A 13,759-nucleotide genomic window follows, 5' to 3' on the forward strand; every position below is an offset into this window, starting at 1 on the left:
ATGGCGAAACAGGTGGTCACGATGGCGAAACAGGTGGTCACGATGGCGAAACAGGTGGTCACGATGCCGCGAAACAGGTGGTCACGATGCCGCGAAACGGGTGGTCACGATCGCGCGAAATTCGCACCGAAGCGTCGCGCCCAGCGTCCCGAGGACTGCGCCGCGCCGCGTGATACGCACGGGTTCTTACTTGTAATAACTCGCTCCGGGGGGCTGTAATAACTCGCGCCGAGCCTTGCGGCGTCCCCCGCTTTCCGCGCCGTCGCACGGCGCGCCGAGCTTCCCAGGGCCACGCCGAGCGCCACGAGGGCCGCGCCGTCGAGCACGACGCGCCGAGCTTCCCAGGGCCGCGCCGAGCTTCCCAGGGCCGCGCCGAGCGTCGAGATCGCCGCGAGAACTGCGCCGTCCATCGCGGGCGCGGAGCTGCAAGCGCGCGATTCGTTCGGCAATGGGAGGCGGAACGCGTGCGCCGAGCAGCGAGCACGCCGCGAGGGCCGCGCCGAGCACGTGCGCCGAGCGTCGAGCGCGCCCCGAGGGCTGCGCCGTCCCCCCGTTCTCCGCACCGGAAAACATCGCGCCGATCCGGACCTTCTGTATGGATCTCGCGGGGTGACGCGTGGATCGAGGGCCGCGTATCTCTGGCAGAGATACACGCGCGGGCCCGAGGGCCGCCCCAGGACGGGCGCCGCGAAGGGCTGCGCCGTCGAGCATGATCGCGCCGAGCGTCGAGAGCGCCGCGAGGGCCGCGCCGTCGAGAGCGCCGCGAGGGCCGCGCCGTCGAGCATGATCGCGCCGAGCGTCGAGAGCGCCGCGAGGGCCGCGCCGTCGAGCTCGACCGCGCCGATCGCCGCGAGGGCCGCGCCGAGCGCCGCGCGGGCCGCGCCGTCGAGCTCGACGTGCCGATCGCCGCGAGGGCTGCGCCGTCGAGCACGACGCGCCGAGCGTCGAGAGCGCCCCGAGGGCTGCGCCGTTGTGTTGTCACGCATGTCTCGGGGCCGTGTGTCTCGTGAGACAAGCCCCCCCGAGACAACGTGACAAGGAACATGCGCCCCCTCGCACGTACCCCTTGACAAGCGCCGCGAGGGCTGTGCCGTCGAGCACGACCGCGCCGAGCGCCCCGAGGGCTGCGCCGTCAAGGGGCATGTGATTAGTTCAGGGTTTCGTATTCTAATTCGTGGGCTAAGTGTCCGAATTTAGACCCTTCAAAAGGTTCCGTGGAATTAGATTAGTGTCGTGCGTTTTCTAATTCCGGACGAACGAACGGCAGCAGACCCCTTGAAACGAAGCGCCGCGAGAAGCCCGACAATTATTTCGCCTGCAAAACACGGCCTTTGCGCCACGGCGGAGGGACGAGGGCTGCGCCGTCGAGCACGACCGCGCCGAGCGCCCCGAGGGCTGCGCCGAGCGACGCGAGGGGGCGCCCGTCAAGGGGAAGCGTGCCGCGTGGATCACGAGGTGCTTGTGGGCTTGTGGCCACAAGAGGCTTGTGGCCCAAGCCTCACGGCTACAAGCCAGAAGCGACCGCGGGGGGCTTGCGTGCGCCGAGCGGCGCGCGAGGGCTGCGCCGTCGAGCACGACCGCGCCGAGCGGGACTTACGATAAGTCGCGGCGCGCCCGCGGTGTGCTGCGGTGTGCTGATCGGTCCACCGTGCCACGGCACACTCGCGGAGCGGGACACACTGCGCGGCGAGCGGGACGCTTAGCGTAAGCGGTCCACGCGAGGGGACCGCGCCGCCTCCCGCGGTCCCCTCACATGCTCACGCAAGGCTTGCCCTCACGCGTGAGAGTGCGCCCGCGTGAGACCGAGAGCGGCGGCGCCGCCAAGGGGGCGGCTCGCATGCGAGCCGCGACGCCACGCCTTGCGAGTCTTCCGTGGAAGGGCCGCGCCATCGAGCACGACGGCGCCCAACGTCGCGAGGGCTGCGCCGAACGTCGCAAGGCCTGCGCCGAACGCGCAAGGCCTGCGCCGAACGTCGCGAGGGCTGCGTCGGTCGAGCACGACCGCGCCGAGCGTCGCGAGGGCTGCGCCGTTCGTCCAGTCGAGCGTCGCGGGTACTAGCCTCATGACTCCCCTCGGTTGTATGCTGCTCGTTCTGGGTTCGGGACTACAGTGGAGGAGAGCGATGGAGGGATTTGTTTGGTGGTTAGGTTGGCGCTTCAAAGTAGCAGCGATCGGCGCGGTAATTCTCTTCGTCTTCGGCGCTGGCGTGCATCCCGCCTTCGGCATGGTCCTGGCCGCCGGATGTCTCGGGCTCTGGTTCTGGGGGGTTACAGTCATCAACTCGAACCACGAGAAAATCCTTGATACCGCCGTAGCGCAGTTCATGCGTGACGGCGTTGGTAACCCGGAACAATTTGCCAATGTGGCACCCATTGTCATCTCGACAGCATGGGGAACTGAACCTTTCATCAAATGCTGCGCCGACTATTGGTTCGTGATCCTCTACCCGGGAGAAGGCGCGCTTCGGGTGTATGACCGGCCCCGATTCGACCTTAAGAACAAACGTCCTTACCGTGGGGACAGTACGCGTGAAGTCTACTATGAGCATATCAGCAACGTCGATTTCGTAAACGGGGCCCTCGTCGTCGCCTTGAGCTCGGGTGGAGGTCTCAGGTATCCGGGGCATGGTGCCGATGCGGCCGTAAGTCTTCTCCGAGCCAAGCTTCATTCGTTGCGCGAAGCTCGGAATGCGCGTCAGCATTCGCTGCACGCCATGCCGGCCGCCATGCCGGCCGTGGTCCACAGGGAGCGTGAGGTCATCGAGCGGCAGGTTGTCGTGATGCGGTGCCGCTTCTGCAATCAGCTAACCCCAGCGGAACTCACACAATGCAAGAGCTGTGGTGTGGTGATGGGCGGTGCATGAGACGATCCAGGAATGTGAAGCGCTCGGCGCTTTAGGTGTGCTCGGGCGGAAGCTCCCGCGGTGGCGCTTGCGCGCGCCAAGCACCCCGAGGGCAGCGCCGTCGAGCACGACCGCGCCAAACAGGGCGAGAGGGGGGCTTTACGCGCTCTCGACGCTCGGGGCGCGCATCCGTCACCCCGAGATCGAGCCCCCCGCAAAACGGGTGTTGGGTGGGCACGAGAGGTCTACGACTGCCAAACGTGGCAGTGTCCACGTTCAGCAGGCTCCATCGCGCTGCAACTGCGCGCCCACGTTGGGCTTGACGCGAATCAAGCCGACCCGGTACTCTGTAAATGATAAACAAGGAGCGGGAAGTGGCCATCCCTTGGAACGTAACGCAACGCCGCAAGGTTCGCTCTGCCCTCGCGAAGTATCCTGCGGACAGTTCCAAATGCGCCGCGGCAGCGCGGCGGGTGCTGCCAGTTGCGAAAGAAGTGCATCCTGGAGCATACGGGATCCAGTTGCTACCTGTCGAGCCCGCTCCCTACCTCTTGACCACGGGCGGTCACCGAAAATGGTATCACCATGTTCTCGTGGAGGTGATCGAGCATCGTGTAGATGCGCTAACTGGTCCTTCCGGCGACCCTGCTCGCCAATACCTCGCTCTTCGTTTTCAATACCCGGACGATATTCGCGAATCGGCAGTGGACGTGGAAAGCGTCGACCCCGGAATTCAGTCGGATGATTAGCCATGGACGTTAAGCGATTTGTAGATGCTCGTCTACTGGCCTTCCGTGATCGCACCGGAATGTGGGGCTCCAATGAGGCCGTTGAGCTTCAAGCTCTGCAATTGCTAGAGTTTGAGGCGCGATCAATTTCTGAAATCGCGGTTAATAAAAACCCGCGGTTGGTCCTCGATCTCTACGTCGGCGAAGTTCGTGCACGCTTCAGCAGAGCGGAAACATTGCCGCTGCATGACCTCGTTTCTGCCGGCGAATTCGGCAAAGCACTATATGATGTTTGCAGCGCCGTGAGATTGCGAGTAGATAAGGTTGTCGGCCGCCACGCGAGTGTCCTCGCGCGCCCCGAACGACAGGACAACCTCCGCCCTATGTCGACCAATCGGCTTAGCGTGTGCCTTTCGTCCGAATCCACCAGAGGTGGCTCGTTGCCGCTGAAAACCGCGGTGCAAACGATGTCGGGTCTTCGAGCATTGTTCGTATCCGCGGCAAGAATGGAGGACCAACCCGCTCCTTCGCACCTTGTTCCACGGAAGCGGGACATGGAATTCGGTGATGCTTGTCGCCTCGGACAGACTGAGCTGGGCAGCTTCGTCATCAACATCGAGATCCCTTCGGCAACCCTCGAATTCGGGATGGCGTCATCTTTTTCGAGTCGCGTAATGCGACGGATCATGCACGGGCTCTGTATTGTTGCCGAAACGCGTAAGTCGGAACAACTGGTGCACTCATACTCAGATGGCATGAACGCGAACATGCTTGAGGCGATGCTTGAGTTGAAGCCCGACGATCCACAGCTTATGCTTGATTTTTCGTCACATTTCGGCAGCCAGGGCCAATCTTTGCCAGGAATTGCCCCGGTCCGTGTGGCGCCGCCGCAATTCGAGATTATGGAAGAGGGGGCGCGCCAACTGCGCGCGCTTTCGGAGACACGGGAAGAGCCATATAAAGGCAGGGTGCGTACGCTCGTAAGCAACACGGGCCAGGTGAACATAGATGTTGATGATGGGGGAAGAGGATTTCAGTTGCGCGCCTACCTAAGTCCGCTCGACTATCGCAAGGCCGTTCGCGCACACGACGTCGGAAAGCACGTGATTATTGTTGGTAAGAAGTCGCTACACGGCTCGCAGCGTTGGATCGACGACGTGGTTCGATTCGATGTCGTCGATTGATTGGAAGAGCCGCCCAACAAGGGCTTGCATCCGACCGAGCACCGCAGGCTCGCTCCGCTCGCCAGCGTGCTCGGTGGCAAGCCCAAGTCGCTAGGCGCCTCCCGGGAGCATCGGGCGAGCAGGGCGGCGCGGATCGTCGCTCGCATGGTCGAGCGTCGCGGGATCGGGTAGGCGCCCCTCCGCGTACCGGACGGCCATCGTCGCGGCGTCGCTCCATTCGATTGCGATCCCCTCCGGACCGATCTTGATCCCGTCGAGCATCGCGCCGAGCGCCGCGCGCCGAGCAGGGACGCCCATCGTCCCCCATTGCGCCACGATCGAGCGCAACCACGAAAGCGCGCCCTTCCGATTCTCGACCGTATCGGCCGAAGCTTCCGCGGAGAGCGCTCGTTCCTCCGCATCGATCGCGGCAAGCTCGCGCTCGATCCGCGCCGCTTCCGCCCGGATCACGTCCATCCCCCACTGGCCCGAGGAGACCATGGAAACGAGATTGCTCCGCGCCGTTACGAGCTTGGCCCGCTGCACCCTGAAATTCGGCGCATGGGGGGACGGCGGGGGCGCTTTCGACAGATGCCCGTCAAGCGCTTTGAAGTGCCGCGCCGCGAGCCTTTCGATCTTCGGATCGATCTCATCCTGCCGATTCCAGGGCGCCTCCATGCACCGCTCGCGCGTGGCATTCTTCAACTCTGGCGCGTAGCGCTTCCGGCACACGTAGTATCCCGCGTGCTTATTCTTCTCGCTTGCAGGCTTGGCCGTGATCATCGATCCGCAAATGGAGCAACGGGCGAGCCCTCGGATCAACCATTCCGAGGTGATCGTGTCCGTGCGAGGCTTGCGCCCGTAGGAGCGCCGTCCCGCTAGCGCGTGCTGGGCCGCGTGCCACATTTGCAGGGAAACGATCGGTTCGTGCGCGTCGACCCATTCCGCGGGCTTTTGCGTCAACTGGCGGTTTTTGTCGGGCCGGACGGGCGTGGTCGCGATCTGGCCGGCGTACATTCGGTTTTTGAGCAATTGCAGGATCCAGACGGTCCGGAACATCGCGAGTCCTGCATAGGTCGTCTGGCAATGGAGCGCGATGTCTCGCGCGCTCTTGCCTGCAAGGCACATGTCGAACATTTCGCGAACGATCGGCGCCTTGACCGGATCGATCTCCAATCGGCGCGGCTTATCGTGTGCGTCCGCGCCCTTGGCCCGAACGTAGCCGAACGGGGGCTGTCCCTCTACGAATTTCCCGAGGGCCCGCAGCCGCTTCCGGTTGCCTTCCGTGCGCTCGCGAATGCGGGCCCGCTCCATTTGCGCGATAGAGGCCCACAGCGCCATTTGCGTCTCCCCCTCGGGGGTAGAGGCGTCGAACCGTTCAGCGAGAGACAGGAAGCGCGCCCCCCGCTTGATGATGTCGCGCACGGCGGAGATCGTGAAGACGATATCGCGAGAGAACCGATCGAGCTTCGCCACCACCACGAGATCCCCCGGGCGGACGGCCTTTAGCAGGGCTGCGATCTTCTCCCGTTTCTCTTGTGACTCGACGCCGCCCGATTCCGTTTCTTCAAAGTCAATCGGATCCGGGAGGCGGGCGTACTGACAGTAACGCCGGATCTCCTCGTCCTGCGCGTCGAGCGACGTGCCCGATCGCATTTGCTCCATGGTCGAGACGCGCCGATAGGCGAGGACTCGCGACGTCCCCGCGTGAGGACCGTTGACCGTGAGGACCCGCCGAACCGAGGAAGGATCGGCGATTGTGGGCCCTGCGTTCACGACCGCGGGCGCATCGGGCGCCGCTTCGAGGATGGAGACCTCGCGCGGGGGGCTGACGTGCGCGCGCTTCTGCGCCGTTCCGCGCGCCTTGCCGCCCTTGCCGCCCTTGCTGCTCTTGCCGCCCATGCTCGGGATGATGCCGGTCCTGGCTTCCATGGTCGAGACCTCTCGATCTGATTGCGTCACTACTGAACGCGTGATCAGTCTATTTGGCCGGGCAGCGGGTCGCTGTCAGTGTGTTGCAAGTGGTCGGAATCATTAAGTTTGCTGCCTAGGTAGTAGGTAGCAAATAGATTCCGGATCGGGGGCGGAGGCGGGGGCGGAGGCGGAAGCGGAAGCGGAAGCGGAGGCGGAAGCGGAGGCGGGGGCGGAAGCGGAGGCGGAGGCGGAGCCGGCGGCGGGAGCGGCGGCGCCGGGGGCGACATGGATGGCGGCGTGCCCATGGCCACCTGCAAGCTGCCGGATGCGTGTACCCTCTCCGTGCCGATCGAGACGCAGGACACGTCGGTTGCCGGATACAACACGAAGATATGCGTCGGCGGTCCCGATCCAGACAGCAACCCCAAACGCTGCATCGCCGAACTCGACCTTTCGCAGCTCCCCGCGGCCACGGCTCCCGCGGATACGTGCGGCCCGGTGTCGGTCAGCGGCACGCTGCGACTACGGCTCGATCAACTGCCCATGCGTACGGTCGTTTTTGGGAGCCCCATCAACTACCACGTCACGGTGGGCGGCATGTGCGGCATGCCCGCCTGGGTGGACATCCCGGTGTTCATCCAGGGAATGGGCGTGGCATCTGCGAATGGCGCCATCCGATTCGGGTGCGAACCGCTCACCCTCACGCGGGTCTCGCTCAACGAGGATGCGCTGCTGGACGCGACGCACATCTGCAACGCAGGCGCGCTCGGCGCGGTCGCGAACGCGATCAAAGACCTCGTCGCCGACCAGGTCGCGCTCCGTATGCAAGAGATGCTTCGGGTCATCGATCGAGGTCGGGCCTGCCTCGACGTCCCCGCCGGCGCGACCCCGATGCCTGCGCCCTGTGTGCAGACCCCGTGTGATCTCGGCGCCGCTTGCACGGCGAACGGCGAATGCAGTGCAGGCACCTGCACCTGCGGAGCCTGCGCGCTCTGATCGGAGCTGACCGAGGAGGTCGCCGCGTGGCGAGGGGTGCAGGTGACGATGGCCTGCGGGGGTCGCCGCGTGGCGAGGGGCGCAGGTGACGATGGCCTGCGGGGGTCGCCGCGTGGCGAGGGGTGCAGGTGACGATGGCCTGCGGGGGTCGCCTCGTGGCGACGGCGGCTGGTGAGGATGGCCTGCGGGGGTTGACGCGTGGCGACGGGGGCGGGTCAGGATGGACTGCCGGGGTAGACGGGCGTCAGGGGGCACGGGTCACGGTGGACCGTCGGGGTGGACGCGTGTCGAGGGGGGAAAGCGGCGTTTGCCATGGTGCGGGGCGGAGAGCGGCGCGTACGGAGGGGAGTGGGTGGGGGCAGGAGAAAAGGGAAAGTAGGGAGGCAGGCGGTGGCGGTTTGACGCGCGCGACCTGTCGCAGGGGCTGCCCAGGTCGGGATCTGCTCGGCACTTGCCAGCGGCCGACCAACCGCGGTAGTGTTGCACACTCTTCCGGCTTCCGGAGACGGAGCACGGATCACCCGCTGGGCCACCTGGAGTGTCGCGGATGCCTGTTGACGTCTACATCTCCTTCGCCGCGAGGGCACCCAAGGATGTCGAAGCCTACCGAGCGCTCGAGAAGCATCTCGCCGGGCTCCTCACCCGCCGACGGATACGAATTTCCCACACCGGAAATGTCTTGGCTGGCCAGACACGGCCTGATGTCCATCCCGACCTCGAACGCGCACAGATCATTTTATGTTTGCTCACCTCGGATTACGCTGCGTCCCGCGAGTGCAACGCCGAGGAACACCGGGCTTATGCGCGGCATGAGGAGCGTACGGCGTCGGTCGTGCCGGTTCTGGTGCGGGCGCTCGATATAAGAGCCACGGGCGTGAGGCCAGCCGGGCTCCACGTGCTCCCCTCCAATCTCGTGCCCGTGGAGAGGTGGCCACAGCCGGATGACGCTTGGAGCCTGGTCGCGGAGTCCATTCGCTATCTCGTGAAGAGTATCGAGGCACAGAACCAAGGCGCATCCCCGTCGCACAGGTCGAGCGCGCCCTCCTTTTCGTCCGATCCGAGACCGATGCACGCGTCCTCCCCAGATTTCGGAGGGGCGCATCCATCTTCGCCGGACCTTCGTTGGAGTCAGCCTCATGTGAGTCTGTCGTCTCCTGGAGCCGGTACCGGGCCGCTCGAGCGCGCTTCGGAAGCTCGTTCGTGGTCTCGCACGTCATGGATGATGCTCGCGGGTATCTTTGTCGTCCTGTTCTGCGTGGGTATCTTCAAAGGTATTTACGGGAGCACCTCTCCGAACCAGGCCGCTTCTCCTCCGTCCGTCAACGAGCAGGGCCATGAGTCCTCCGTCAAAACGACGGTCCCGGTTGCTCAGACGCCAAGTGGTTCCCCCTGCTGCGGGGGTGTCGAGTGCCGAACGGACGCGTACAACACGAGCAAGCTGAAAACGATCTGCAAGGAATCAGCCCAGTACTGTGGTCAGTGTGCCTCGGGTCGTGCATCGGTCCCAGGCGCTTGCGCTGACGCTCTTTCGCCGACGCAGCGCCATTTAATTCGACTGTACAGTGTCCGCGTGAACGGCAACGATGTCCCCGACGACGCCCAGGTATGTTTTCGGAGCGTCGACGCGCGCGAATGGATAGGCTGTATCCCGATCTCGGATGCCTATACGAGAGGAAGTGGGCGCTCTCCACGGCGCGTTCCGGTGACCATCGGAGACATGCTCGAGCGCAAAGGTCTCCATGTCGAGGTGTTGGTCGGGCAGACGGCGTGGGCAACGGGGGACGTCGCATACGACGATATCAAGCGGACTGCTCTTTGTGTTGGATTGAATTTGCCGCTCAGCCCGACCTCCGATGCGCCGCCGCCCAACGCCGACAGGACGACGAAGGTCGTCGTGCTTCTGGACGATCCGTGAGTGTTGTCACGTCATCAAGGAGATCCCATGAATGCGCCGCTCGACATCTTTATTTCGTATTCGCACACGGATGAGGCCTATCGGGTCGAGCTGGAGAAGCACCTTTCCCTCTTGAGGCGCAGCGGTGCCATCCGAAGCTGGCACGACCGGCAGATCGGCGCGGGTGACGAGTGGAAGCGCGCCATCGACGGGAACCTCAATCAAGCCGCGATCATCCTGCTGCTCGTGAGTGCCGATTTTGTGGCTTCCGAGTACTGCTATGATATCGAGTTGAAGCGGGCCATGGAGCGCCGCGCGGCCGGAGAGGCAGTCGTCATTCCGATCATCCTGCGGCAATGCGACGGATGGCAGAATACTCCTTTTGGGGCGGTTCAGGCATTGCCGCGTGACGGAAAGCCGATCAAGTCCTGGGCCGATCCCGATGAGGCGTGGACCGACGTCGCCCGGGGGATTCGTCGGGTCGTCGAGAAGCTCAGGGCGCCGTAGGAAAGCCCGCGTGCGCGAGCTCGGCGTAGACGATGGGGGCGAGAGGTCCCTCGGAGAGGGCGCCGCCTGCGACTTGGAGAGCGTGTCGAGGATCTGGAAGCCGGCCCCTACCAGGGTCGTGTTCCCTACGAGGAGGGGTGATTTCGCGCATCGGCCTTTCCCGCCGCAGGCCCGAGCTTGGAGAAACCTCCCCCTTTGCCCCGGCCCGAAGGCTTGCTAGTGCATGGCCTCCCCGAGCCCGCGAGCCATGAGCGAGATCAAGCAAGATCCGACCGACGCAGCCGACGAAAAAGCCGACCGGCCGGAAGATCAGCCGGCCACGGAGACGGAGACGGAAGCGGGCCCGGAAGCGGAAGCGGGTCCGGACGCGGAAGCGGAAGCGGGTCCGGACGCGGAAGCGGAAGCGGACGACGACGCCGCGGACGACGACGCCGCAGACGACGACGACCCCGACGCCGACGACCCCGGCGACGACCCCGAATCCCCTCCCGCCCCCGATCCTCTCCTCCGCCCTGGCAACCCGCTCCAGCTCGTCCGCGGTGCCTCCACGCTCGCCACCGGCGCGCTCGTCGCGCTCCTCCTCATGGCGCTGCGCCCGCAGTACCGCGTCGGCGTTCCCATCGGCATCGTCGCGATCCTCGTCGCCACCTTTGGCCTCCTCGACCTCTGCGGCACCTTCGACGACCCTGACGAGCGCGTCGCCAAGCGGGTCGCGCTCGCCGACCTCGCCCAGCCCCTCGCCCTCCTCGGGGGCTCCGTCCTTGGCCTCTTGGCCTCGGTTTCCCTCGCCGTCTCCGGATATCTCGGCCCGATCGGCGCCGGCCTCGCCGTTCCCGCCTGCTTTCTCGGCGCCGTCGTCTCCACCTACCGCGTCGGTGAGAAACTCGGCGCTTGGGAAAAAAAGCCCTCCGGCAAACCCATTCCGCTCCTTCGTCGCCACGGATTCTGGCTCGTCACCCTCGTGACGCTCCTTTATTTGCCGGCGCTCGGCAGCCATTCGCTCAGCGATCCGTGGGAGACCCATTATGGCGAGGTCGCGCGCGAGATCCTCGCGCGGAATGATTGGATCTCGCTCTGGTGGGCCCAGGACGGCTGGTTCTGGTCGAAGCCCGTCCTCGATTTCTGGATGCAGGCCATCGCGATGGCGACGTTCGGCGTTCGGTATCAGCCCGGCGCCATGCTCTCCGCCGTCGCCGAGGGGCGCGTGCCCTGGCCCGAGTGGGCTGTCCGTTTGCCCTTTTTCCTCATCACGCTCGTCGCGACGTACCTCCTGTACAAGGCCGTCGCGCGTGTCTTTGGTCGTCGCGCAGGCTTCTTCGGCGGGCTCGTGCTCACCACGATGCCGCAGTGGTTTCTGGTCTCGCACCAGACCGTGACCGACATGCCCTTCGTCGCCACGATGTCCGCGGCGATGGCCCTCTTCCTGCTCGGCATTCACGAGGACGCGGAGCGCGAGGTGCGGGTGTACGAGGTCTCCGTGGGCGAAGCGAAATACCGCTTCTCCGGGTATCACCTCGTCCTCGGCATGATCATCGCCTGCGCATTGCCGCAGATCCTGTACCTGATCTCGCGCAACCTCGAGATCCTCCCGTCGCCGTTCTCCCTGCGGTTTCACGCCGACGCCTTCCGCTCCGGCTCGCCCATGAATTGCGGCATCCCGGGCAACCAGCCCTGCGGCGACGCGTCCCCCGTGCTGAAGGGCCTCCAGCCCGCGCTCCAGGCGGTCCTCTGGATCCAGGCGCTCGGCCTCTTGCTTTACATGTGCTGGGGCGAGCGGCGCGCGCAGCGGCTTTATTTCCTGGCGGCCTGGTTCTTCGCCGCCCTCTCCACGATGGCCAAGGGGCCGGCCGGCTTTGGTTTGCCCGTGCTCTGCGCCCTCGCGTACATCGTCGTGTCGCGCCGGTATCGCGACCTGCTCCGCCTCGAAATCGTCGCGGGCCTCTTGATTCTGCTCACCGTCGCCCTGCCGTGGTTCGTCGCGATGTATGCGCGGCACGGGCAGCCGTTCACCGATCGGCTGCTCTTCCACGACATGTTCAAGCGCGCCTTCACGCACGTGCACGACACGAACGAGGGGGACGACGTCGGCTTCCGTTTCTACGTCTGGCAACTCGGCTACGCGATGTTCCCGTGGACCGGCCTCGTGCCCGCGGCGCTCGTCGCGTGGCTCCGGCGCCGCGAGGAGGGCGATCGCAGGAGCGACGCGTCGATCTTCCTCGCGATGTGGTTCCTCTTCGCGTTCGTGCTCTTCACGCTCATGCTCACGAAGTTCCACCATTACATCATGCCGGCCCTCCCGCCGGCCGCGATGCTCACGGGCATTCTGCTCGACGAGATGGTGCAACGCTCGGGCGCGCGAAAGATCACGGACGCCTTCGCCGAGCAATACGAGCGCGTGTTGTGGGGCGCCGCCGCGATCGCGGGCGGCTTGCTCGTCTTTTTCGTGGGCCGCGACCTCGCGGGCGCACGCGAAGGCATGCTCGGGCCGGTGCGGCTGCTCCACCTCTTCACGTACAACTACAAGCGCGTGTTCCCCTCGACGCTCGATTTCCGGACCGCGCTCCTCGTCTTCACCAGCGCCGCCGCCCTCTTCACGCTCGCCCTCGTGTGGGCCCGCGCCCGCCGCCACGTCGTCACGGGCCTCTGCGCCGTGTCCGTGCTTTTCACGGCCTGGGGCATCGACGTCTATTTCGTGAAGACCTCGCCGCACTGGGGGCAACGCGAGACGGTGCTCGCGTATTACCGCGCCAAACAGGAGATCCCCGGGCCCATCATCGCGTTCCAGATGAACTGGAAGGGCGAGAATTTTTACAACGGCAACGCCGTCCCGGCCTTCGTCTCCAGCGGCAAGAAGTTCCAGGATTACGTCCTGGAGCAGAAGAAGAAGGGCGTGAAGACCTTTTACTTCATGACCGAGCACGGCCGCATGGGCTCACTCGCGAACGAGCTCGGCGCCCCGCGCATTTTCGACAAGCTCACGACGCCGGAGCTCAACAACAAGTTCGGGTTGGTGCGCGCGACGTTCGAATGATTAGGGGCAGGCGTCGAGCGCTGCGATCTGCCGGGGCTTTTCCTGCGCCTTGGGCGACGTGCGCCATTGCTTGTAATACCGGCAAGCCGCGTCGTGGTCCCCCTGGGCGTGCGCGGTCGTCGCGAGGTGGAAGAGGACCAGGTCCCCCGGCAAGATGCGGTACGCCTCCTCGAATTGCCGCCGCGCCTGGGCGAGGTCCCCTCGCTGGGAGGCGAGGAGCGCCTCCTTGAAGGCCCGCTTCGCGAGGACCTGTGGTGTCTCCGGACAGCCGTCCTCATCCTCGCGGCCATCCCTGTTCTCGGGTTCGTCCGGACACTTGTCGTTCGCGTCCGCCACGCCGTCTCTGTCATTGTCGATGTCGGGGCAGCCGTCGTCATCTGCAAAGCTGTCGCGATCCTCGGGTTCGTTCGGGCAGCGGTCCGTGTCGTCGGGGATCCCATCGCGGTCGGCGTCACGCCCGTCCGTGTCCTCCGATGGGATTCCATCCGTCTTCGCGACGGGCGCGGCGACATCAACGATGGGCGCGGCCGAGCGCTCGGACTGAGCCGCGCAGCCGACGCAAACGAGCGCGAGGAGGAGGGACGAGCCACGCACGCAGGGAGTGTCGGCGCGACGTGGGGCCGGAGCAACAGGGTTCCGTGGGCACCGTGCCCGGGGGCTGTCCAGGCCAACGGGATAGGGCT

Annotated in this window: 10 protein-coding genes; 7 read left to right on the plus strand and 3 right to left on the minus strand. The window is 65.3% G+C overall.

The window, feature by feature from the left end; genetic code table 11:
- Nucleotides 1-104 precede the first annotated feature (104 nt).
- On the minus strand, nt 105-986 hold the full coding sequence (locus QHF89_RS18555) for a hypothetical protein (protein ID WP_284720658.1): 882 nt from the start codon (nt 984-986) through the stop codon (nt 105-107).
- Nucleotides 987-2,123: 1,137 nt separating this feature from the next.
- Here QHF89_RS18555 and QHF89_RS18560 point away from each other — a divergent pair.
- From QHF89_RS18560 to QHF89_RS18570, 3 genes are all read left to right on the plus strand, one after another.
- The gene (locus tag QHF89_RS18560) at nt 2,124-2,864 is read left to right on the plus strand and encodes a hypothetical protein (RefSeq protein ID WP_136969097.1); all 741 of its coding nucleotides are present in this window, start codon (nt 2,124-2,126) and stop codon (nt 2,862-2,864) included.
- A gap of 332 nt (nt 2,865-3,196) precedes the next feature.
- A complete protein-coding gene (locus QHF89_RS18565) occupies nt 3,197-3,592 on the plus strand; it encodes a hypothetical protein (protein ID WP_136969096.1) in 396 nt (131 codons plus the stop codon).
- Nucleotides 3,593-3,594: 2 nt separating this feature from the next.
- On the plus strand, nt 3,595-4,755 hold the full coding sequence (locus QHF89_RS18570) for a hypothetical protein (protein WP_136969095.1): 1,161 nt from the start codon (nt 3,595-3,597) through the stop codon (nt 4,753-4,755).
- 90 nt (nt 4,756-4,845) lie between these two features.
- Here QHF89_RS18570 and QHF89_RS18575 read toward each other — a convergent pair whose 3' ends face one another.
- The gene (locus tag QHF89_RS18575; protein ID WP_136969094.1) at nt 4,846-6,666 is read right to left on the minus strand and encodes a recombinase family protein; all 1,821 of its coding nucleotides are present in this window, start codon (nt 6,664-6,666) and stop codon (nt 4,846-4,848) included.
- A gap of 285 nt (nt 6,667-6,951) precedes the next feature.
- On the opposite strand from QHF89_RS18575, the gene QHF89_RS18580 reads away from it, so the two are divergent.
- The 4 genes from QHF89_RS18580 to QHF89_RS18595 all read left to right on the plus strand — a co-directional run bounded on the left by QHF89_RS18580 (nt 6,952) and on the right by QHF89_RS18595 (nt 13,076).
- Nucleotides 6,952-7,644, plus strand: coding sequence for a hypothetical protein (locus QHF89_RS18580; RefSeq protein ID WP_136969093.1), 693 nt, complete (start codon nt 6,952-6,954; stop codon nt 7,642-7,644).
- Nucleotides 7,645-9,214: 1,570 nt separating this feature from the next.
- Nucleotides 9,215-9,559, plus strand: a complete 345-nt coding sequence (locus QHF89_RS18585) for a hypothetical protein (RefSeq protein WP_284720659.1) — start codon at nt 9,215-9,217, stop codon at nt 9,557-9,559.
- Nucleotides 9,560-9,586: 27 nt separating this feature from the next.
- Nucleotides 9,587-10,045 (plus strand): toll/interleukin-1 receptor domain-containing protein, encoded by a 459-nt coding sequence (locus QHF89_RS18590; RefSeq protein WP_136928980.1) that lies wholly within the window; start codon nt 9,587-9,589, stop codon nt 10,043-10,045.
- 247 nt (nt 10,046-10,292) lie between these two features.
- On the plus strand, nt 10,293-13,076 hold the full coding sequence (locus QHF89_RS18595) for a glycosyltransferase family 39 protein (protein WP_136969091.1): 2,784 nt from the start codon (nt 10,293-10,295) through the stop codon (nt 13,074-13,076).
- Here the strand turns inward: QHF89_RS18595 and QHF89_RS18600 are convergent, their stop codons facing one another.
- Entirely contained in the window at nt 13,077-13,670 is a 594-nt protein-coding gene (locus QHF89_RS18600; protein WP_136969090.1) for a tetratricopeptide repeat protein, read from the minus strand. It lies immediately after the preceding gene.
- Nucleotides 13,671-13,759: the final 89 nt, after the last annotated feature.

The organism is Polyangium sorediatum, assembly GCF_029946465.1.
Lineage (GTDB): Bacteria > Myxococcota_A > Polyangia > Polyangiales > Polyangiaceae > Polyangium > Polyangium fumosum.